16 protein-coding genes are annotated in these 23431 nt (G+C 45.8%); 11 read left to right on the top strand and 5 right to left on the bottom strand.

All coding sequences use genetic code 11. From position 1 onward, the window contains the following. Positions 1-47: 47 nt before the first annotated feature. The 3 genes from ACN6MW_RS12965 (at position 48) to ACN6MW_RS12955 (ending at position 1446) form a co-directional block, all read left to right on the top strand. A complete protein-coding gene (locus tag ACN6MW_RS12965; protein ID WP_419875765.1) occupies positions 48-386 on the top strand; it encodes a FlxA-like family protein in 339 nt (112 codons plus the stop codon). Positions 387-635: 249 nt separating this feature from the next. Beyond that, a complete protein-coding gene (locus ACN6MW_RS12960; protein WP_419875764.1) occupies positions 636-1064 on the top strand; it encodes an SRPBCC family protein in 429 nt (142 codons plus the stop codon). Between the two features lies 1 nt (position 1065). After that, positions 1066-1446, top strand: coding sequence for an ArsR/SmtB family transcription factor (locus tag ACN6MW_RS12955; RefSeq protein WP_419875763.1), 381 nt, complete (start codon positions 1066-1068; stop codon positions 1444-1446). Between the two features lie 440 nt (positions 1447-1886). On the opposite strand, the gene ACN6MW_RS12950 is transcribed toward ACN6MW_RS12955, so the two are convergent. From ACN6MW_RS12950 to ACN6MW_RS12935, 4 genes are all read right to left on the bottom strand, one after another. After that, the gene (locus tag ACN6MW_RS12950) at positions 1887-2726 is read right to left on the bottom strand and encodes a 1,4-dihydroxy-6-naphthoate synthase (RefSeq protein ID WP_419875762.1); all 840 of its coding nucleotides are present in this window, start codon (positions 2724-2726) and stop codon (positions 1887-1889) included. After that, a complete protein-coding gene (locus ACN6MW_RS12945) occupies positions 2723-3430 on the bottom strand; it encodes a futalosine hydrolase (RefSeq protein ID WP_419875761.1) in 708 nt (235 codons plus the stop codon). The genes ACN6MW_RS12950 and ACN6MW_RS12945 overlap by 4 nt, the downstream gene beginning before the upstream one ends. An 83-nt stretch (positions 3431-3513) precedes the next feature. Next, positions 3514-4881, bottom strand: a complete 1368-nt coding sequence (locus ACN6MW_RS12940; protein ID WP_419875760.1) for a TrkH family potassium uptake protein — start codon at positions 4879-4881, stop codon at positions 3514-3516. 41 nt (positions 4882-4922) lie between these two features. Next, positions 4923-6518, bottom strand: coding sequence for a histidine kinase N-terminal 7TM domain-containing protein (locus ACN6MW_RS12935; RefSeq protein ID WP_419875759.1), 1596 nt, complete (start codon positions 6516-6518; stop codon positions 4923-4925). Positions 6519-6908: 390 nt separating this feature from the next. Here ACN6MW_RS12935 and ACN6MW_RS12930 point away from each other — a divergent pair, with 390 nt between their 5' ends. The 8 genes from ACN6MW_RS12930 to ACN6MW_RS12895 all read left to right on the top strand — a co-directional run bounded on the left by ACN6MW_RS12930 (position 6909) and on the right by ACN6MW_RS12895 (position 20983). Further along, positions 6909-9716, top strand: a complete 2808-nt coding sequence (locus ACN6MW_RS12930; protein ID WP_419875758.1) for a right-handed parallel beta-helix repeat-containing protein — start codon at positions 6909-6911, stop codon at positions 9714-9716. Positions 9717-10141: 425 nt separating this feature from the next. Then, positions 10142-12316, top strand: a complete 2175-nt coding sequence (locus ACN6MW_RS12925; protein WP_419875757.1) for an NAD-dependent epimerase/dehydratase family protein — start codon at positions 10142-10144, stop codon at positions 12314-12316. 1 nt (position 12317) lies between these two features. After that, entirely contained in the window at positions 12318-13211 is an 894-nt protein-coding gene (locus ACN6MW_RS12920) for a hypothetical protein (RefSeq protein ID WP_364152192.1), read from the top strand. Position 13212: 1 nt separating this feature from the next. Beyond that, the gene (locus ACN6MW_RS12915) at positions 13213-15045 is read left to right on the top strand and encodes a DUF2194 domain-containing protein (RefSeq protein WP_419875756.1); all 1833 of its coding nucleotides are present in this window, start codon (positions 13213-13215) and stop codon (positions 15043-15045) included. Between the two features lie 4 nt (positions 15046-15049). Then, positions 15050-16459, top strand: coding sequence for a GT4 family glycosyltransferase PelF (gene pelF, locus ACN6MW_RS12910; protein ID WP_419875755.1), 1410 nt, complete (start codon positions 15050-15052; stop codon positions 16457-16459). 5 nt (positions 16460-16464) lie between these two features. Beyond that, entirely contained in the window at positions 16465-19572 is a 3108-nt protein-coding gene (gene pelG / locus ACN6MW_RS12905) for an exopolysaccharide Pel transporter PelG (RefSeq protein WP_419875754.1), read from the top strand. 1 nt (position 19573) lies between these two features. After that, positions 19574-20284 carry a polyphosphate polymerase domain-containing protein gene (locus ACN6MW_RS12900; RefSeq protein ID WP_419875753.1) on the top strand — a complete coding sequence of 237 codons (711 nt, stop codon included), beginning with the start codon at positions 19574-19576 and terminating at the stop codon, positions 20282-20284. A gap of 18 nt (positions 20285-20302) precedes the next feature. Then, complete coding sequence (locus ACN6MW_RS12895) at positions 20303-20983, top strand: DUF4956 domain-containing protein (protein ID WP_419875752.1); 681 nt, start codon at positions 20303-20305, stop codon at positions 20981-20983. Positions 20984-21118: 135 nt separating this feature from the next. Here the strand turns inward: ACN6MW_RS12895 and ACN6MW_RS12890 are convergent, their stop codons facing one another. Then, a complete protein-coding gene (locus ACN6MW_RS12890; RefSeq protein ID WP_419875751.1) occupies positions 21119-23386 on the bottom strand; it encodes an ATP-binding protein in 2268 nt (755 codons plus the stop codon). Positions 23387-23431 lie beyond the last annotated feature (45 nt).

The raw sequence follows: 23431 nt of genomic DNA, 5'->3' as shown, positions 1-23431 counted from the left end.
TATGATTAGCCTTTCGTGATACGCTATCGCAGAAAGGGAGAAACGCAATGAACCTATCATCTCTAACAAGCAGCAGCCCATCCGCTTATTCCTCTTACCAATCAGCATCGCCAGGCACGTCCAGCTTGGAGAAGCAGCTATCGGGCCTGCAGGCCGAGCTCAAAAAAGTGAATGACAGCAAGGAAGACCAAGCGGCCAAAGAGAAAAAGGCGCAGGTCATCCAGCATCAAATTCAGCAATTGCAGCAAGAGATAGCAAAGCAAAAGACGAAGGCAAGCGCTGCTGGCGGCGAAAGCCGGTCCGAGGCTCAAGCTGGCTCACAAATTTCGAAACCGGCAGCAGGACCGGCAGCAAATTCTGACCGGACGTTCGACATGCGTGTATAAGCCGTAAAGAAAAAAGGAATGGGCTGAGTCTTTATCAGTCCATTTTATTTTGCCAAGACGGGCGCTGGTTCCTGGTTTTTCAAAAACAATTTCAACGGCATAGGGAGTAAGGGACAGGGCAGACTAGCAGAGACATCTACTCTTCCTTTTGACATAAAACCAAAAGGTGTCATATAATCGAAATGCGAAACCAAATGGTTTCGTAATTGCGAGGTTATATCTTTATACTCACCTATTGGAGGTTATCGAATGGAAAATAATAATACGCAAAACACTTTGGCTGATATCAGACAAACGCTTGTACTTAACGCCCCGATCCAGAAGGTGTGGGACGCGGTTGCTACCTCAGAAGGCATTGCGGCATGGTTCATGCCAAACAATTTTCAAGCGGAGCTGGGCTATGAATTTCATTTGGAGGCAGGACCCTTCGGAAATTCTCCTTGTAAGGTCACGGTGCTGGACCCTCCTAACCAACTAACCTTCGAATGGGGCAAGGACTGGTCCTTGACGTTCGAGCTTACCGACATGGCGGGCAAAACGGAATTCACGCTTATTCATGCAGGCTGGGATGCGGATAAGGTTACTGAATTTGGCCAACCCCACGGGGAAGTGCGCGGCAAAATGTCGGGCGGCTGGGTTGGTATCGTGGAAAAACTGCGCCAGTACGTAGAGGCCTAATATGGCTGAGCCAGCACCAAAGCATGACGTTTTTCAAGCCATTGCAGATCCAACGCGCCGTAAACTGCTGCATTTGCTAGGCGATGAGGAGCTGCCAGTCACGGTCATTAGCAGCCATTTTACGATGAGCCGGACAGCGGTATCGAAACATTTGCGCGTGCTTGCTGATGCCGGGCTCGTGAAGGACCGGAAGGTCGGGCGGGAAACACGCTATCGGCTCGATCCGGAACCGCTCCTTGAGCTCAAGCGGTGGCTGGCTTATTATGAGCGTTACTGGGAAAATAAATTGTCGGCGCTTAAGCGCTTTGTGGAAAACGATGATCCATCGGATGCGGACTCCTTTGGCCCGCTTAAGGCAGTGGATCGCGATTCCAGCGAATAATAGCAAGAGTAAGCCGCTCCTCCAAAAGAAGGGACTGTCTCGAAGGTCGAAGACCCAAGGAGACAGTCTCTTCTTTCATGGCAAGGCAAATAGCCGCCAAGCACGGAGCCGTCTCAAGCGGTGTAGTATATACAGTAGAAACCCCCAAACTCCATGGAGTCTGGGGGTTTCTGGCGGTTATGTTGTATAAAATGCATTGAAGCGTAACGTTATCCAATAAGCTGCAGCATGTATTGTATAATCTACACTGTTCTGCGTGGATTGTTGCTGCTGATCCGATTTTAATTGCGCCAGCGGCATCAAATGCGATGCAGCAGGCTGGATTGACGATAACGGCAGCAGATGCTACACCAAAGCGGGCATGAACCCTATTCGCTGAAGAGTGAGCGTGTAAGCAGAGTAGGGCGGCAGCTTCATCGTCGAACCTTCTGAATTATCAATTATCTCAGCAGCGACAGGTCGAAGCTCGGCACGAGGCCTTCCTCGGCAGCGCGGCCAAGCAGGGCGGTGATCGCCGCGTATCCGTCTTCGCCCAAATCGGCAGTAAACTCATTGACGTAGAGATCGATATGCTGCTTAGCTACATCGGGTGAGAGCTCCTGCGCATGCATCATAATATAGGATTGGGACTCCGCCGGGTGAGCCCAGGCATGCTTGACGGATGCGCGAATCCAGCCGGTAATCGCATCGGTATCCAGCGAGCGCTTCGCAATGATAGCTCCGAGCGGGATCGGCAGACCGGTATCGGACTCCCACCAGCTTCCAAGGTCAGTCAGCATGCTCAGCCCGTAAGAGGGATAAGTGAAGCGGGCTTCATGGATGACCAGTCCGGCATCGATTTGGCCGTCGCGAACGGCGGGCATAATTTCATGGAAGGGCATTACGATAATCTCGCCAACCCCGCCCGGGACATGCTTGGCTGCCCACAAGCGGAACAAGAGATAGGCGGTCGAGCGTTCGCTCGGAACGGCTACGCGTTTACGGGATAGGGAGGCGGGATTAGCCGCTTCGCCTTCTCTGTTTTTCGTTAAAACGAGCGGGCCGCAGCCCCGGCCTAGCGCGCCGCCGCAAGGCAGCAGCTTATAATCGGACAGTACCCAAGGCAATGCCGCATAAGATATTTTCATCACCTCGGGGCCTTTGGACTTGGCAGCCCAATTGTTCGTAATATCGATATCGGCATACGTTACATCCAGCTCTGGCGCACCTTCGATTAGGCCATGCGCCCAAGCGTGAAAGACGAATGTATCATTCGGACAGGGTGAAAAAGCGATGTTCATGTGAATACCTCCCGTATGGCTTTACTTGCTGCTTCTAATGAGACTAATGCTTCGCCAATACGCCATGCAGCACGGTCACGCGGTCCAACCGCGTTTGAAATGGCGCGTATTTCTGTGACAGGAATGCCAAATCCAGCCGCGGCGACCGCAACGCCATGGCCTTCCATGCCTTCGGCAGCGGCGCCGCTAACGCGCTCAGCAAGAGCAGCGGTAGTCGCTGCCGTGCCAGTGGCTGTCGTTACCGTGAGAATGGGGCCGCTGCACACGGGTAAGCCGGCAGAATGGATGGCGTCGAACAGCAGGTTACTCCATACTGCGCTGGCAGGAATGCGTGCCGAGCCGAAGCCGAGCTCGTCCAAGCTGAGGAAGCCCTCCGGCGTCTCTGCTCCTAAATCGGCAGCGACGATAAGGTTTGAGACGACAAGCGATCCGATCTCGGCTTGTCCAGCAAACCCGCCGCCAATGCCTGCGCTAATGACTAAGCGGTATGCAATGGCTGACGGAGCAAGCATAGCCGCGGTCCGTGCTGCCGCAGCAGCCGCGCCTACTCCCGCTGCGATGACATCTACGTCCGGTATGCCCTGCAAGCCGCGAAGCACGGCGTCGCGCTCCGCATCCACAGCCGTCACGATCAATACGCGCTTGCTTCCGGCCGTTACGGCCTCGGCTGCATTACCATCTTGTATATTGGAATGTACGGTCATAAGAACGAAAGCTCCTTTGATAAGGCTTCTGACTGGTCTTGCTTTATCGTATCACCCGTTAGATCGCCGATGCAAATAGGCGGCTAGCCGATCGTGATTTTTCCTTCCGGGAAACGGTAAAGCTCTTTCTTCGAACGCGTATTGAGCGCGAAGGCAAGCGTGACCGGTCCAAGGCGGCCGACAAACATAAGCAATATGATAATGACTTTGCCGATATCGCTTAAATGGCTCGTTAAACCGGCAGACATGCCGACGGTACAGTAAGCGGAGGTTGCTTCAAACAATATCGCGAGAAAAGACCCGGTTTCCGTTATGGACAGAAGCATCGTCGCTCCGCAAATAATCGAGAATGCGATCATGGTGAACATGATGGCTTGATGAATCTGCTGCTTGGCAATGCGGTAACGAAATAGAACGACATCATCTTTCCCGCGGATCATGGCAATGATCGATCCGATCAGAATAGCGAAGGTTGTCACCCGTATACCGCCCCCCGTGGAGCCTGGTCCAGCGCCTATAAACATAAGAAGGACAAGAAAAAACTGCGTAACTTCGCGCAGCATGCCGGGATCTAACGTACTAAGGCCAGCGGAACGCGCGGTTACAGATTGAAACGAAGCGCCTAGCACTTTACCGACAGCCGACAAAGGCTGCAGCGTTTGAGGATTGGAGAACTCAAGCGCAAAAATAACAACGGCTCCAATGACCGTAAGAACACCTGTAACCGATAAAACGACCTTGCTGTGCAGGCTGAACTTTCGGTTTTTTGGATAGGTAACGAGCTCCGAAATCACGATAAACCCAATTCCTCCGAAAAAAATAAGCAGCATGGACACGATATTTACGAACGGATCCTCTACATAATGAATGAGACTGCTTGCCCGCTCTGGAAACTGGGAGAATAAATCAAAGCCGGCGTTATTAAAGAACGAAATGCTATGGAAGATGCCAAAATAAATCGACTTCCCAAGCGGCATTTCCAGCATGAAGTAGCTGCTTAGCAATATCGCGCCGGATAGCTCGATGACGAGGGCATAAAGCAATACCTTGCGAATCATGCGCACGATGCCTTCAGTTGAGCCGTAGTTCATGGATTCCTGCAGCACAAGCCGCTCACGGAATGAAATCCGTTTGCGGAACAGCAAAGCAAATAAGGTCGCCATCGTCATAAATCCCAGTCCGCCGACTTGGGCTAATACGATAATGACGACCTGACCGAAGGTGGAGAAGTGCGTGCCGGTATTCAGTACGGTAAGCCCTGTCACGCAGGTGGCGCTAGCCGACATAAACAAGGCATCGAGATAGGTCACCGAAGCCTCATCCGTGTAGGAGATTGGCCGTGACAGCAGCTGGGCGCCAACCAGAATAATGAATATAAAGCCGAAGGTCATGACTTGTGGCGGGCTTGGTCGATACCGCAATATATCGCGCAGTTTTTCTGCTTTAAGCATCGTTTATCCCACCTACCCTTTTTATGCTAGTATGGTTAAATTTAATGATTTGCATGTACAATGCCTTGATTGGATAGATGGACCGCATTCCGTCCGCTATGTTTCGAGCGGTAAAGAGCGACATCCGCCTCGCTTAGAAGCGCTTCCAGTGGTATATCCGCAGTTCGCGCTTGCGTCACGCCAAAGCTGGCTGTGATGGTTATCGCTTTAGCTGCGCTGTAAAGCGGATTGCCCGCAATCTCTGCACGCAGGCGTTCAGCGGTTTGCCCCGCCTGCTCAAGCGGCATATCCGGTAAGCTGATGGCAAATTCCTCGCCGCCATACCGGCCGAATAGAGCATTAGGAGGAAGAATTTGCTGACAAATCATGACGATGTGCCGGAGCGCGAAGTCTCCTACGCTATGGCCGTACCGGTCATTGATTTGTTTGAAATGATCGATATCAAGCAAAATAAAAGAGAGCGGCGTCTTTGTTAAATGGGCGGCAGTCAGCAGCTCCCTGCTTTTTTCCATGAAAAAAGTACGGTTATAAATGGTTGTGAGCCCGTCGATTTCAGCGAGATATCGCAGCTTGTTTTGGAGAAGCGTATGCTCCGTTACATCGATCATTACGATGGTTCTGCCCGCCAGCTGCCCGTTCGGCTTAAGAAGCTTAGAGGATCTTATCCGGTAATAGGATGTTTCTCCGCCCCGTACCCATTTCAGCTCCTGCTCATGGTCCAAGGTATCGTCAATTCCAAATGAGAACGCCCCGGTGTCCGCACCTCGTTTCCAGATATGATCCAGCCGTTGCCCAATCGCTTTAGGTGAGAGCGCCGGAATGATTTTTGTTGCCGCTCCGTTAAAATCCATGATTTGATTTTCTAGATTTAGCACTAGTACCCCGTCTCGCATGCTCTCGAAAATATGTTCCCGCGCAATAGGGGCAACGGTAAGCAGCGATGTCGAGAAAATGGATGTAACATATAAGGTTGATGTGATGCACATCAGAATCGGCACAGGGTCCATGCCAAGCGGAGTAAGACCGAGTACATAGGCCAGCGCCCCCAGCATAGGGAGCGTGATGCCAATAGCGAGCGTTATGATTTGCTTGCGGTACACTGATTTTGTCCTTCGCCAATAACGCCACAATATAAATAGGCTGGCAAACATCGATCCGGAGGTGTAGCTTCCATGAACGTAATACCAGAGACCGGGCACTACATCAACCATGGGAGTGGCGACGTTTGGATGCAAAAATAGCTGCTTATAGAACAAGTGATGAAATTCATTGGTCGAAACCATCAGCAGCGTTATGGCCGGGATGACAAAAAAGATCCATGACTTCTTGAACTTGTCGAATTTCTCTATGCCTACATAATGCATGACCAGCAGCAAGCTGCAGGGAGAGATGAAAGGCATGCCAAGATATTCGATATTTAACCAAAAACGGATCTCGCGAAGCGATTCGCTGGCGAGCTCGAAAGCAAAAGCGAAGGTATAAACGGCGGATAAAATGGTCGACCACATAAATACTCTCATGCCTGTGAACTTTTTCTTGTTGTTGTAAGCATATATGGCAAGCAGCACGCTAAGAACGCCGGAAATGACGACAAAAATAATATACTGGGAAATAGGGGTATCCTTAGTTATTAACATAAGCGGCTCCAATGTAGCGGAATAATAGTTTATTGTCGTTTCAGCCTGACCGTGCAAGGGTGTAGGCTACGACACATTTTACCATATGAGCTCGTTCTTCATCAAAATATTATAAAATTCGCGGTTATGCGACTCTAATAAACATAAATTAGCCTATCGTATTTATAACATAAATAAATATTTATACTATTTGAAGGAGCAAGGATATAACATGGAGAATAAGTTTGCATACATAATTCTACAAAAAATGATCTTTTGTATACGCATTAGTTTAAAAGAGTGATATCTTACTCATGAACACACAAGTAAATTCTGCTATAATTTAGTAAAAATGAAAGGCTTGCTGCACCAATATTTTGAATATTGGATAGAAAGGATGCTGATTCCATTATGAAGATACACACGCAACGCGTAGCAGGCCTTAAGTACGTAAAGCTTTGTTTTCTAGTATTTATGATCATCATGTTAGTGGTAGAATCCTTTCCGTTTGTTTCGGGCTCGCGAGTTGAAGCAGCATCGGGAGGCTACGTTTATTACGTATCCGCAACCGGTAACGATAGTAACCCCGGTACGAAGGAACTGCCATGGAAAACGATTCAAAAGGCAGCAAGTACGGTGCTGGCCGGGGACACGGTTTATGTGCGCGGCGGTATTTATAAGGAATTCGTAACGATCAAGACTTCCGGCTCGCAAGAGGCTGGCTTCATTACATTCCAGGCTTATCCGGGAGAAACGCCGATTTTGGACGGAACAGGCCTTAGTGTAGGCAGCGGGAAAAATGCTTTAATTTATTTAAGCAATGCCAGCTACATTATCGTCGATGGGTTTGAGGTTCGGAACCTAACGACCTCAAGCAGCTCCTATTATCCGGCTGGGATTCGTGTGCGCGAGGGTGGACAAAGCATCAATATCCTCAATAACAACGTGCATCATATTTCAAACAGCGCTGCCAGCGGCAACGCGCATGGCATTCATGTTTATGGAAACTCAAGCATAGCGATAAAAGACGTCACGATTAGCGGAAATGAGGTTCATCATTTAGTAACGGGCTACAGCGAGTCAGTAACGCTAAGCGGTAATATTGATGGTTTCTCCGTTATTCGCAACATTGTTCATGATAATAATAATATAGGCATTGATATAGCAGGCTTCTATGGGGCATGTACTGCATCGTGTATTGATCAAGCGCGAAACGGGATCGTTTCGGACAATACCGTTTATAACATTAACTCTTCAACAAACCCGGCATATAAGGGAGTCCATGCAGCAGGCGGCATCTATGTAGATGGCGGCACAGAAGTTATTATTGAACGGAATATAGTATTCAACAGCGATTTTGGCATTGAATTAGCGAGTGAGAAGCTCGGCAAACTAACCCGGAAAATTACAGTTCGCAATAACGTTGTTCACCATAATTATGGCGCAGGCATTATTATGGGCGGATCTAGTTCCTCGAATGGAGGGGCGGCAGACAATATCATTTCCAATAATACGCTGATAGAAAATGACACATTAAATCAGGGATACGGCGAAATTACCTTGCAATGGAACAACACAAACAATTCAATCTTGAATAACATTGTTTATAGCAGCCCGAAAAAGACTTTTGTTCATAAATCAAACAGCAGCGGATCGGGTAATATTGTCGACTACAATTTATTATTCCGCGCGGGCGAGCCTGACACTGTTCCTTGGAGTTGGCAGAGCGGTTCCTATTCCACTTGGGATGCCTATAAAAAAGCAACAGGAAACGATGTTCATTCTATTTTCTCTGATCCGCTATTAGTTGATAAGAACAGTCAATTTAAGTTGAAGGATACTTCCCCTGCTATTGATAGAGGAATATCACGACCAGATCTTAATGGAACAATGGATTTCAGCAGCCAGCTTAGAATCCAAGGCAAGAGCGTAGATATTGGAGCTAGTGAGTTTATGCCGCCAACGCCGACTGTGCCTGTGGAAGAACCGCAAATTCCAGATTCGGATCCTATTATAATTGTTCCAGGAGAAGAGACTGAAGCTGAAGCTCCTGCTATCCTGGTTGATGGCGATCTGTCAGATTGGGAAGGTATTCCTTTATTGGCCGAGGGAGCCGGCAACGTACAGCATTTAAAAGCTTTGATGACTAAGGATAAGCTCATGCTCTATGTATACGGCAGCTTGCTTGAGCAAAAAGGACAATTTTTTCTTAATACGGACGAAAACAAGGACAGTGGTTTTGGAGTGCCGTACTGGACAAACAGCGGAGCCGATTATTTATTAGAAAATGGCGTTCTATTTAAATATAATGGATCCGGCGGCACGAGCTGGTCGTGGATACAAGTAAAAAATCTTTTACAAGCTAAAGAATATGTAAAAACCAATACGGTAATTGAAGTGTCGATTGCGCTTTCCGATATCGGTATTTCACAAGGGTCGCCAGTTTCAGCAGGATACGTATGGAATGATTCAAACGCTGAGAAACTGCCTCTGGGCAGAGATTTAGCCGTGATTGGAGTAGGGACGGGGACAGAACCTGACGTTTCAACTCCTACGCCAGTTCCGACGCAAGCGCCGACACCGGTACCAACACCGGTACCGACACCAGTACCGACACCAGTACCAACACCAGTACCAACACCAGTACCAACACCGGTACCAACACCGGTGCCAACACCGGTACCAACACCGGTGCCAACACCGGTACCAACACCGGTGCCAACACCGGAACCAATTAAGACAACCATTGTGGTGGACGGAGAAACAGCCGATTGGAACAAAATTTCGGAATTCATAGTTGGCGATTCGAATCCTAAATCTCTTAAAGCAGTACATGCGAATTCTAATTTGAATGTACTTCTACAAGGCAGTAATTTATCAGTTAAGGTTCAGGTCTACTTCAATACCGACAGCAGCGTAAAAACAGGTTACCAATCAACGAAGCTGACAGAGAGCGGTGCAGAGTTTCTATTAGAGAATGGTACTTTATACGCGTACTCGGGCTCGGGAAGCGATTGGTCGTGGAGAAAAATAGATTCATTGAAAACAACTAAGAAATATATCGTAAAAACAGAAATCATAGAGTTTGCAATTCCGCTCGATGTGCTGGGGCTAAAAGTGGACGGTTCCGTTTCGATTGGCGTGGTGCTTGCTGATTCAACCAAAACAATGCTTCCTATAGACGGCGTAATGAAGTCATTTGCTATTGTTAAAGAGTAGATGGAAAATATAATTCTTTTGACCTAGTCTTAATAACCCTCTATAGACGAGAATATCGGGAGACAAATGATCGAAGTGATCTCCCGAATATTGTCGAATATAGAGGGTTTTTGTTTGAAATTGTAGAAATATAAAAGATTTTATTTCAAGGGATTTTGCAATCTCTCAAAATTCTACATAAAAATTGTTATTTCGTAGTCGAAACGAATCACGTATGTTATCATAAGTTAGCATTCGACATTTACATACAATTAATAGTCGAAATAACAAAACTTTATCTCTTTGCCACATCTATTCTTAAAGCTGCATAGGATCATTTCCCCGCTTGTAATATGACGCCCTTGCCTTTCAAAAATGATAAGCCGGTTAGAGCATAAAGTTTTTTATTGTAATGAATATCCATATTATAAAGACGGGGTGGAGTCGTGAAAGTACTTATTTCAGGAGGCTATGGATTTATCGGATCTCATGTTGCCGATAGGTTTCATAAAGAAGGATATGAAGTATTCATAATAGATAATTTATTAACCGGCAGAAAAGAAAACGTTACTTTTAAGCATAAAGGGTATCAACTATCTGTTGAGGATCCAAAATGCGAGGAAATATTCCGTTCTAACCGCTTTGACGCGGTTATTCATTTGGCTGCTCAGGTCAGCGTTGCCGACTCCGTGAGCAATCCAAGACTGGATACCGAGTCGAATGTGCTGGGTTTGGTCAATATGCTTACACTTTCTCAAAAATATAAGGTTAAAAAATTCATTTTCGCTTCATCGGCTGCGGTTTATGGCATGAATGATAAATTGCCGCTAGTAGAAACGGATCATTGTAACCCCATCTCGCCTTACGGCATTAGCAAATGGGTTGGCGAATCCTACTGTTTGAAATGGGAACAGCTTTATGATTTAGAAACGGTGTGTTTTAGGTTTTCCAATGTGTACGGACCGCGTCAGGGCAGCGTGGGCGAAGGCGGCGTAGTCTCTATATTTATGGATCGGATCATTTCGGAGCTGCCCGTGTTTATTCATGGCGATGGCGAACAGACGAGAGACTTTATCTATGTGGAGGATGTAGCGGATGCGATCTACCGCGCTTCCTATGCTAGTCTGTCAGGCATTTATAATTTATCGACGAATACGGAACGCAGCGTTAACTCCTTGGTTGATGTGTTGAAGGAGCTTCACGATGTGAAAGAGGTTCATCACACGGACCGCAGGGATGGAGATATCCAACGGTCAACTTTGAGCAACGAGAAAATTAAAAACGAGCTGGACTGGGTTCCGATGTATGATACGAACGAAGGTTTGAAGCGTACCTTTGCGTGGTTCAAATCGAATCAGGCAAAGCGCGAAGTCGCAGTTAGCGCAGTGGAGGAGACATCATCCAAGCGGCAGTGGCTTAAGAGCATTCAGCCTTATTTCGAGAACTTGCTGGCCTTTGCTCTAACGGCTTGGATCGTGCTCAGCCAACAAAGCAGTGCATACGGGCTGATTGATGTTGAATTATTTTACATTACGATTATTGGTATTATCTATGGTAATCGTCAATCTATTCTAGCGGTTGTATTATCCATCGGGTTATTTCTATTCAAAAAGCTTGATGACGGTCATGAAATTGTATCTTTGATGTACGATACGGACTTCTTTTTCCAGATGGCCATTTATTTGTTTATCGGACTCGTCGTTGGTTACTCGGTGGAACGGAAGAACGGCATTATTCAAGCCAAAGAGCAAAAAATCGTGGAACTTGAAAATAGATACGAGTTTTTGAACGGCGTGTATACTGAGGTTCGCGAAGTGAAGGACGAATTGCAGCACCGAATTTTGAACAGCGGTGATAGCTTCGGGAAAATCCACTCGATTACGAAAGAGCTGGAGAGCTTGGAGCTTGAGAAGGTGTTTATGGCAACGGTCAACGTTGTCAAATCGATTATGGGCGTGCAAACCGTATCCATTTATACGGTCAGTCCGAACCGCTCGTTTATGCGCCTTGTCGCGAATACGAATGATTCGGGGGCGGCAGTAAGCAAGTCATTGCGCCTTGAAGATCATGCCTACATACAGAAAATGTTGGCAGACGGCAAGGTATTTGTAAATAAAGAGCTTAATAGCCATGCGCCGCTGATGAGCGTGCCGATCTATCATGACGGAACGATTGCGGCATTTATTTCCATAGAAGGCATGTCTATCGATAAGTTTTCGCTCTATTATCAGAACTTGTTTAAAGTTACCTCTGATCTGGTTTCTTCTGCTCTGTCGCGCGCGCTTGCGTATCTCGATGCAACGGAAAGCCGCAGGTTTATCGAGGGTACCTCTGTATTGCGAAAAGAGGCTTTCGAAGAAATCCTGTCAAGCAAGAAACAGGCAAAAAGCATGCACAATACACCTTATCTGTTACTGGAAGGCGAGCTTGGCCAAATGTCCTTGAAGCAATATTCGGAAAAGGTTGCAAGCATGCTGCGCGAGACAGATTATATCGGTTCGGTAAAAGAAGGACAAGTTGTCGTAATCCTTTCCAACTCGGCGGCAGAAGATGCTAACTTTGTCCTATCTCGTTTTGCGCAACAAGAAATCAGCATGAGAGTTGTCGAAGGGGAGCTCTAATATGATTGGGTTATTATACGGAATATACGTGCTGCTGTCGGCATTCGGCTTATTTCTAATCCACCGTAAATCTATGCGGGAATGGCTGCTTAGGATGATCATTGTTACGCTGCTTCCAGTAATCGGGTGGCTATTGCCTGTGTTTTGGCCGAGACGTTGGTTTAACCATGCCGGCGAGAAGCTGGACGAATATATCGTAAAGCAGCAGGAAGAGATGTCTGTAAGCAACATAGGCATTCACAAGAAGATGGAAGTAGAAAAAGAATTAAACATCATTTCTATCGAGGATGCGCTCATTGTCAGCGAACATTCTGCAAGGCGCAGAGTCATGATCGATGTTCTGAAGCAGGATTCCATTAATTATCTCGAGGTTTTGCAAACGGCCGTTAGCAATGAAGATACGGAAACCTCCCATTATGCCGTTAGTGCGATTATGGAGGCGAAAAGGAAGCTCTCGATATCGATTCAGGAGCTTTCTGTACAGTATGAGCAAAACAAAACGGACGAGCATCTGCTGCGTGCATATGCAGAAGTGCTGAAAGGCTTTATGCGCAGCGGATTTTTGGATGAACGTACTTCTCGGAAATATAAATACACGTACGTTGCAGTTTTAGAACAGCTAATTTCCAATTCGGAGGATGTGGAATCCGCGTTTGCTGAGAAGCTGAATGCGGAGATGGAGCTGGGTCAATTTATTGCAAGCGAAGAGACCTGCCATGCGTACATCGAGAGATATCCCCACAGCGAGGATGCCTATCTTAGCTTGGTTCAGCTGTATTTTATGACAAAATCGGTGGATAAGCTGCACACAACGATAGAAACACTAAAAAAGTCACCGTTGAGGCTCTCGAACCGGGCCCTCACCATGGTAAGGTTTTGGTCGGAAGGGGCATGACATGAAGAACGAGTTAAACTTCTCGAGAAAAATATACATCATTTTGCTGGTAGTCTTGGCGTTTGGAGTTGTAATTCAGATCGCGCGTTCCCAATATATCCTACAGTTTAAGCATAATACCAATTTATTGGAGCAACGCGAGGAGCTGTTTGCAAATATAAAGGATCATCCTGCTCAAGAACTTACAGGCACGAATTATTGTGTTGTGTATGAATCAACCGAGGATTATAGTGTCGCGCTCAAAAAAAATGCTTCCCGAACGTTACAATACATGCAGAAGAAAGCTGCTGAAATTAATTTAGCAGAGCAAAATCTAAATGTAGACAGCTGTGGTGTAGTTATCGTTGCAACGGATAACTTGAATAAGTTAGGAAAGATCAAACTCATTGATGATTACGTATTTAATGGCGGCTATATGATATTTATGAGCTCCTTAACCATAGATACCAATTTTCAAGTGCTCTATCGGAAATTTGGCATTTCGTCATTTGGCCAACCGCATGAAACGATTGGAATCGAGCTTCTCTCCAATGTATTGATCGGGGAAAAAAACCTTCACATAGACGATGAATTTATGAGCAATTCCTCCATTAGTATTGAGTTAGATGATCAGTCAGAGCTGCTCGCCGAATCAGCAGACGGCAATCCGCTTCTTTGGAAACGGGGATACGGCAAAGGAGCGTTCATGATGTTTAACGGCTCCATGCTGCAAGAAAAAATCAACCGTGGTTTTTTTGCCGGAGCTTTAAGCTTGCTTGAGCCGAATTTTATTTATCCGGTTTTTAATTCGAAAATATTTTTTATCGACGACTTTCCAGCCCCGATTTCAAAAGAAGTCATTCCGGCTATCTACAGAGAATATCAACGGGATACGCCGAGCTTTTACCAGGATATCTGGTGGCCGGATATGCTTAAGGCTGCGAAAAAATACGCGATTAAATATACGGCGGTAATTATTCAATCCTACCACGACGAGGTGCTGCCGCCATTCGAATATCCGATTGACGAAGACCGCTACGGGCTGATTTCATACGGGCGCGAGGTCATTAAGAGCGGCGGTGAAATCGGAATTCACGGCTACAATCATCAATCTTTGGTTGTAGATGAGGAAGTATCCAAAAGTTTTGGTTATAACGTATGGAAGAACTCCGATATTATGGCAGAATCCATTAAAGAAGTTTTGAAGTTTTCAGCCCAGGCTTTTCCTAAGTATTCCGTTATGTCCTACGTCCCGCCTTCTAATGTGCTGGATGAGGTAGGGAGAGAAGGATTGAAAAAAGCATGGCCGAACTTGACGGTTATTTCGTCTTTATACGGTGAGGATGCATCAGGAATGGCCTATGTACAGGAATATGAGATTGCCAAAGATGGCATTATTGAGATGCCTCGTGTCACCTCGGGTTATTTTGAAGATACCTTTGAACGCTGGGCGGAAGCGAACGCCATGACCGGGTTAGGAATCTTCTCTCATTTTATTCATCCGGATGATGTTTTAAGCGGCGCGCGAAGTAAAAACCAAACCTGGGAAAAGCTTTATGACGGCTTCTCGGAAAAAGTCGAACGGCTGAAAAAGACATATCCATGGGTCCGTCCAATGGCTTCGACCGAGGCGGCGCTAGATATGGGAGTTGCCTTGACCTCGCAGCTGAAGCTTACGGAAAGCGGAAATAGCATCAAAGGCGAAGTATCCAACTACCGTTCAAATCTTTATTATGTTTTACGCTCCGATAAAAAAATCGGCAAACAAGTGAATTGCTCTGTCCAAAAAATAGATACGAATACGTTCCTTGTCGAAGTATATGATTCTAAATTCACGATCGAATTAGGTGGGTAATCACATGAGAATATGTATAATTGCTGAAGGATCGTATCCGTATATTACCGGCGGGGTGTCAAGCTGGATTCATAGTATCATTACGCAAATGCCGGAGCATGAGTTTGTGATTTACGCGATTGGGGCACAGACCAAGCAAAAGGGTCAATATAAATATAAACTGCCAAGCAATATCGTTGAAGTGAAGGAAATGTTCCTGGATGCGTATTTATTCGAGGAAGGCGAGTGGGGCCATCGTTTTAAGCTGACGAATGACCAGCAAAAGGATATAATGGCCCTTCTGAGCGGGGAAGGAACGGTAAATTGGAGCAATATTTTTGATTTGCTTCGAACCAGCAAGTTCCGCAGAGCGGCTGATTTCTTATCAAGCAAGGATTACTTTGATATTTTGGAGCAGCTCGGCCGGAATAAATATAGCCTGGTGCCCTTTACGGAAATGTTTTGGACGGTGCGCTCGATGATTCTGCCGTTGTTCTTGACGATACGGCATGAAATACCGAAGGCGGACGTTTACCATAGCGTATCCACAGGATATGCAGGCGTGGTAGGCGCGCTGGCTAAGCACTTGCATAAAAAACCATTGCTGCTGACGGAGCACGGCATTTACTCGCGTGAGCGGGAAGAAGAAATCATTAAGGCAGATTGGGTGAAAGGTTATTTCAAAGATTTGTGGATCGAGTATTTCTATAACCTTTCAACCTGTGTCTATGAAGCAGCGGATCAAGTCATCACATTGTTCAGCCGCAACAAGGAAATTGAAATAGAGGTTGGGTGCGACGAATCCAAAATAAGCATTATCCCCAACGGCGTAAATATCGACAACTATGTAAATTTAATAACGGCTCCGCAGGATGGCAAACTTCGAATCGGAGCGATTGTCCGCGTTGTGCCTATAAAAGATATTAAGACGATGATCCAAAGCTTCGCATTGATTAAGCATGAGGTCCCAAATGCGGAGATGTACATCATGGGTCCGATTGAAGAGGACGAGCAGTACTATCAGGAATGCATGCAGATGGTAGAAGCCATGGAAATTAAGGACATTATTTTCACAGGCGAAGTGCAAATCAAGGACTATATTGGCCAAATGGACATTCTTATGCTAACGAGCATTAGTGAAGGGCAGCCACTCGCCATTCTGGAAGGGATGGCCTGCGCAAAGCCGTTCGTAACGACGAATGTCGGCAGCTGCAAGGAACTGATCAACGGAATGGACGACGGTATTGGTCCTGCAGGTTTAGTCGCGCCGGTTATGCACTACGAGCAGCTCGCAAACGGAGTTATAGAATTGTGCAAAAACCAAAAGCTGCGTGAACAGATGGGACGCAATGCATTCGAGCGTGTTCAGCGTTTTTATAAGCATCAGGATTTTATTGCTAGCTATCGTAATCTTTATCAATCGTTGGGAGGCTGACGTAAGTGGCTGGAATCGGCTTCGAACTGAGAAAGTTGTTTCAGGAGCAGGGATTAATCAATAATGTTAAGGCTTATGCGTATTCGTCTTTGACGACGATAGGACCCATGGTCTTATGCATGTCCTTGATTATTGCGCTTCAAAAAATGATGTCCGTCTATAATGGAAGCTATTTGGAATGGGAGCTGTATATATCGACGGTAACCTATTGCTTTATTTTTTCCATTATCATTACGAGCGGGATATCCATGGTTATCACGCGTTTCATTGCCGACATGATCTATCAGAAAAAGTATGAGCAGCTGTTATCCTCCTATTACGGAGCATTAATGGTTTGCCTTCCCGTGTGCGCTTTAGCAGCTTGGCTGTTTCTGCGCGAGGTGTCTGCTGATTCCGGATATAAGCTGGCTGCTTATCTTTTCTTCATGGAGCTTATTATTATTTGGATACAAGGAATTTATTTATCGGCTTTAAAGGACTATATTCGCATTGTAAGAAGCTTCGGAATTGGGGTTGTCATCGCACTGCTAAGCGGTTTCCTACTGTTTACGTATACGGACATCCAAGCAACTACAGCCGCGCTGCTCTCGATCGATATCGGCTTTTTGGTTATAGCCGTACTTTCTTCCTTTCATTTTGAGCAAATATTCCCCCGTGCGCAGAGCCGGCAATATTTCACCTTTTTAACCTACTTTAAGAAATACCCTTCGCTTTTCTTTACCGGCTGCTTTGTTTATGGCGGCGTATATATTCACAGCTTTATTTATTGGTTTGGACCATCGGGCGTGGAGGTTGCTAATCGTTACCTGGTTATGCCGGCATACGATTTACCGGTTTTCTACGCGTTTCTCTCTGTCGTTCCATCCATGGTCGTTTTTGTTGTTTCGGTTGAAACGTCTTTCTACGAGAAGTTTCGGGTGTATTATTTGAACGTATTGGATGGCGGCACCTATCAGGATATCAATAAAGCCAAAAAAGAAATGCAAAAAACGCTTTTGCGTGAATTCAGCTTTTTAATGGAAGTACAGCTGCTGTTCACCATTCTTTCCATAGCTCTCGGAATGAATTTTCTACCGAAAATTGGTTTCACAATGGCGCAGCTGGACTTGTTTCTCATCTTAACATTAGGTTATTTCTTATTTATTATTATGTTCGTGCTTGTACATGTCCTCATGTACTTCGATGACCGGAAAGGTGTCCTTATGATTAGTGGTTTGTTTATTGCTGCAAATGCCGGATTTACGTACTGGATGATGAATTTAGACCTCAATGGTCTCGGCATGTTTATAGCGGCATTCGTAGCGCTGGCCGTTGGGATTGCGCGCCTGCTGCATGTGCTGCGCAATATTGATTACTATACCTTCTGTTCACAACCGCTTACGACAAAAAGCCAGCGGGAAAATTCAAAACTTTCATTGGTCAAACCGGCCTCGATTATTTCTTCAATAATTGTTATGACGCTGGTTTTATCCGCATGCTCTAGTGATAAAGCTGCTTCAGTAGGCGAACCTTCCAATAGTGAGAGCGCAGCTGCTTCCACTGGGCAAAGCGACGGCATCGCCGAAGATAAACGGATTTATGAAAGAGATGAGGACGGCTCTCTTAAGGCTTTGTATGTCACGATAATGCCGGAAAAAGCAAATGATGCCGATTCCGTAAACTGGTATGAACTTAATCGGATGACCGATCGTTACAGTGAAGAGAATTTGGAAGTCATTATGCAGGAAGGAAAGGCAGACGGTACGGGGCCAACGTCTGGAATGTTTGGATACGGAGCAGACACTGCTAACGCAAAAATCAGCCTGCGAGGCAATACTGCCCGATATGCTGCCCAAAAATCGTATAAAATCAAGCTATTTGATGAAGCAGGCTTATGGCAGAACCAGAGGACGTTGAATTTAAACAAGCATTCGACGGACCTTTCAAGATTACGAAATAAGCTAAGCTTTGATTTGTTAGAGCAAATCCCGAATATAACGAGCTTAAGAACGCAGTTTGTTCATTTGTATGTCAAGGATTTGTCAGAGGGCTCGGCAAATGCGGTTTATCAAGACTATGGTCTATACAGCCAAATCGAACAGCCTAACGAAATGTTTTTGAAGTCTCATTGGCTGGACCCTTACGGTCAGTTGTACAAAGTTAACTTTTTCGAGTTCCAACGTTATCCGGATCAAATTAAGTCGCAGTCAGATCCGGATTATGATAAGGCAGCCTTTGAAACCATTCTTGAAATTAAAGGCCGTGAAGAGCATGACAAGCTGATCGACATGCTGGATGACTTGAACAATATGGAAAAGTCTATTGATGAAGTCATTGAAGAACATTTTGATCTGGAAAATTTCCTTACATGGACAGCAATAAACATATTGATGGACAACATGGATACGGATGCTAATAACTTTTATCTTTATTCCCCGTTAAATTCAAAGAAGTGGTATTTGCTTCCTTGGGATTATGACGGCGGCTGGGAGTTACAGAGGGAAGGAAACTACATTCGGACTTATCAGTCCGGACTCAGTAATTTCTGGGGAAGCACCTTGCATAACCGTTATTTCCGAAATGAAGAGCATATTAAGCAGTTAGAGGACAAAGTAGAAGAGTTAGCCAAAGTCATTAATAAGGACAGCGTGGAAAAACAGTTAAACCAATATAAGGATATCGTTAAGCCTTTTCTCTTCAGTGCACCTGATATGAACTATTTACCTGGACGCAATGTTGACTTTGATAAGGAGCTTGAGCAAATTATCAATACTCCGGAACGAGGAGTAGAACGATTCCTGAAAGATTTAGAAAAGCCTAAGCCATTTTATATGGATGCAGTTGATATAGAAGCTGCGAAAATTAATTTTACATGGGGAATCTCGTTTGATCTTCAAGGGGATGATCTCCTTTATGACGTGACGATTGCCCGTGATCCTGCTTTTGCACAAATTATAGGATCCCAAAAGAACATACAGGTTAACGAAGCATCATTTAAAAGACCGGCAGACGGAACTTATTACTGGCGGGTAACGGTTCGCGATAATAGCGGGCATGAGCAAACCTCTTTCGATTCCTTTACTGACGTAGAAGGAAATGAGTATAACGGCATTAGACAGTTCGAGGTGGAATAGCATGTTATTTCAGGGCAAAAAGTTACGGAACGAAATGAAGTATTATTTGCACATGCATGATTATATTTCACTTCGCTACAAGGTCTCGACCATGCTTGTCATGGACAAAAACTCATTGTCAGTAGATGGATACGGCATTCGCAGCCTGTATTTTGACGGCCCGCATGATCATTCTTTGTATGATAAGAATAACGGCATATTTAAACGAGAGAAATACCGTATTCGCATTTACAATGGCAGTGACGCGAAAATTACCGTGGAGCGGAAAAGCAAATACGGTGAATTCGTATGCAAGGAAGCAGCCTCTATTAGTCGTGATGAGTACGATGCCATCATGAGAAAAGATTACGAGCCGTTAGCAGGCAAAAAGGAGCCTTTGCTGATCGAATTTTATTCGGCGCTTGCGCATCGGGCTTTCCGGCCTATCGTCATCGTTGATTATTTTCGAGAGGCCTATGTGTATGAACCGGGAAATGTGCGAATTACATTCGATAAGCGCTTGACTGCGGGCGTGAATTCCGTCGATTTATTTGACCCCCACTTAGTGCAGGAGGAAGCGCTGCTCTCGGCTCAAACGATAATGGAAGTGAAGTTCGATGATTTTCTTCCGGATAATATTCGTAAGGTTGTACAGCCGGAGAGGCATGCGCGGTCAGCGATATCCAAGTATGTCATTTGCCGCGAGGTTGGCATGAAGCATTTTAAACAATAGACTAGCAGAGGTGCAATAATGAACGATACGGTTAATTTCCAGGACGTCATCAAAAAAAGCATGCTTCATCTTGAAGCATTCCGGAGTATTTCTTATGTAGATATGTTTTTGGGTCTAGCATCAGCATTCATAATCGGCTTATTCATTTATTGGATTTACCGCAAAACTTTCCGCGGTGTCGTGTACAGCTATAACTATAATGTCTCTTTCGTTCTAATGACAATGATTACGGCGCTTATTATTATGACAATCAGTACGAATATCGTATTGTCACTTGGTATGGTCGGCGCACTCAGCATCGTGCGTTTTAGAACCGCTGTAAAGGATCCGTTGGACATTGTGTACATGTTCTGGGCAATTGCTGCAGGTATCGCCAGCGGCGCCAAAATGTACCCTCTAGCTTTAGGTGGATCCATCATAATCGGTTTAACGTTGGCTTGGCTATCCAAACGCAAAATTAAAGAGCAAGCCTTTCTCTTGATTATTCGCCATACCGATAGCGCAACTGATGAACTTAGAGTTCAGCTTCGCAAGCTGGACTCTAAGCTGAAATCCAAAACCGTCCGCAAGGATTTTACAGAGCTGACTGTAGAAATTAAAATGCGTGACGACAATACCGCATTTATGAAAACGATTAGCGAAATTGAAGGCGTACATGATGCATCGCTTATTAACTATACAGGCGATTACGCACAATAATCGTAAAATTGACCGAATTAAATATGGGTGCTATTACGGGCTGATCCTCTATTCTGAGGTGTCAGCCTGTTTGATTTTTAGTGGATAAGAAACAGGGGTGAGCCATTTGCTCACCCCTGTTTCTTAAATCGATAATTAAACCTGTCTAGGCAGCGTAATCTCAACGCAGGTTCCCTGGCCAAGCTCGCTTCGGAAAACGATAGCTCCTTTATGGGCAGCGATGATTTGCTGGCTGACCATGAGGCCAAGGCCGTTGCCGCTCGCTTTTTTCGTAAAGAAAGGCTCGCCCAAGCGTATCAAATCATCCTCGGCAATTCCGCAGCCCTGATCGATGAACTGCAGAACAATCGATCCGCTCCTATTCTTTTCCAGTTGAATGGACAGCACGCCGCCGCCGGGCATGGCTTCAATCCCGTTTTTCATGATGTTGACGAAAACCTGTTTTAGCTGGTTAGCTTCGCCAATCACCTCGGGAAGCTCGGCTTCGGCTAGCAGCGTAAGCTGAACATTGCTCATCTTCGCCTCTGAATCGAGCAGCATCATGATATCGCCGACAAGGGTCAGCACGTTCACAGGCTGATAATGGCTGGCTTGCGGCTTAGCGAATACGAGAAATTCGCTTACGATCATATTGATCTGGTCAAGCTCGCCAAGCATCACCTCGAGATGGGAAGGCGTTAAGGAGCCAGTTTGCTGCTGAAGCTGGACAAAGCCGCGCAGCGTCGTCAGCGGGTTGCGTACTTCATGGGCAACGCCCGCGGCAATTTGACCGACCACCGACAGTTTCTCGGAGCGCCTAATGATTTCCTCCGTTTGCTTACGCGATGTAATATTCCTTGAAATGGTGGCGATTGCAATAATGGCGCCAAGCTCATCGCGTATCGGAGATATCGTAATGCTTAAATCAATGAGCTGATTTGATTTTGTATAACGGACGGTTTCGAAGTCGGTTACGGAGCCGCCGCGCAGCACGGTAGCCTCAAGCTCATGATACGAGCTCAGATAGTCGCTTGGCACATTATCCAGCGGTTTGCCGAGCGCCTCTTCCTCATTCCAGCCGTACATGATTTCGAAGGCTTTGTTCACTTGAATGACATGGCCCGCCAAATCCGCTACATGAATCGCATCGGAGGTATGATTGACGAACGATTCAAGGTACTGCTTCGTGTTTCGCAGCTCTTCGGCCGTATCCTGAAGCTGAGTGGTATAGCTGTGCAAATTATCGCCCATCGTATCGATGCGGGAAGCGAGCAAGCCTAACTCATCATTGCTGCGTATCGTAATGATTTTGCCGAAATTGCCTGCAGCGATCGCATTTACTTTGTTTAAAATCTGATTCAAGCCGCGCAGCATGAAGCCCGCAATGAAGTAACTCGCGAACATCGTCACCAGAACGAGGCACAATGAGATGACCGATTGCATAAGCAGCTGGCGTTTAAGCGGCTTCAAAATAGATTGATGGTCAAAGCTGATACAGATGACATAGGTTTTGTCGATGGTGATCGGAATAAAGGTTTTCATGACCTGTTTGCCCATGATCGTGCTTTTCGCTGTAACCGTCATCCCGCTATCCAACGCTTTTTGAATATTCACGGAATCATTTTCTTGATCTTTGTAGGTGTATTGCCCAAAGGGAATGTCTCGAACGTCTAGATTGTAAACAGGAATGCCTTTTTTCATTTTTATGATTGGACTTTTTCCAAAAAACTGCGGATCAAAGCCGGTGATTTCTAAAATATCCTGCTGATCGGCAATGATCTTATTGACGATGGAATTCGTCCCGATCGAATTATCGAAATCGAGCAGCACCTGCGCATTCACGTAGGGATTAATCATATAGTTTGTCGTTCCGTCGTAATAGTCGCCCCATTTTCTAATTTGTTTAGGGTCTGAGGTGGAGAAATTAAACGGTCCGGACCAGAAGTTTTCCAGCTTTTGCCCTTCGGGAATGGTGACGTTATGATTCTCAAATAGCTGCAAAAACGCCCTGTGCCAATAATCCCAAGTTTTTGAGCTTAGGTTGATTTCATTGGGATCGGAGGATTTCAATGCGATAACATCGTCATCGAAGCGTTTCCACAGCGTAATATGATCGACGCCAAGCTTGCGGCTTAGCTCGACGAGCTGTTCGTTTTTGACTTTATCGATATCGGGATCAAGCTGTTCCTTTGCTGCAATGGCAACGTTTCTCAGCTTCTCGCCTATTGAATCCTCCATAGATTGCCTAGCGCTTTCCGAGGCCGCAATCGTGAGGCTAATTTGCTTCGCAATACTGTTTACCTGCTGCTCGAGACTCGACTGCACCTCAGCTTTGGAAGAAAAATAAGAAATGAATAGGCTCAGGGCCAAAATGACGGCAACAATAATTGAAATCCAAAATGACAGCTTTTTTTTAATGGACAAAAGGATATCCCCCCGAGGTTCTAAGGTGCATGTACTACAATTAGA

The organism is Pristimantibacillus sp. PTI5 (genome assembly GCF_048572955.1).
In the GTDB taxonomy this organism is placed as follows: Bacteria; Bacillota; Bacilli; order Paenibacillales; family Paenibacillaceae; genus Pristimantibacillus.
Note: the sequence above shows the minus strand (reverse complement) of the source record. Positions and strands in the feature narration are given on the sequence as shown.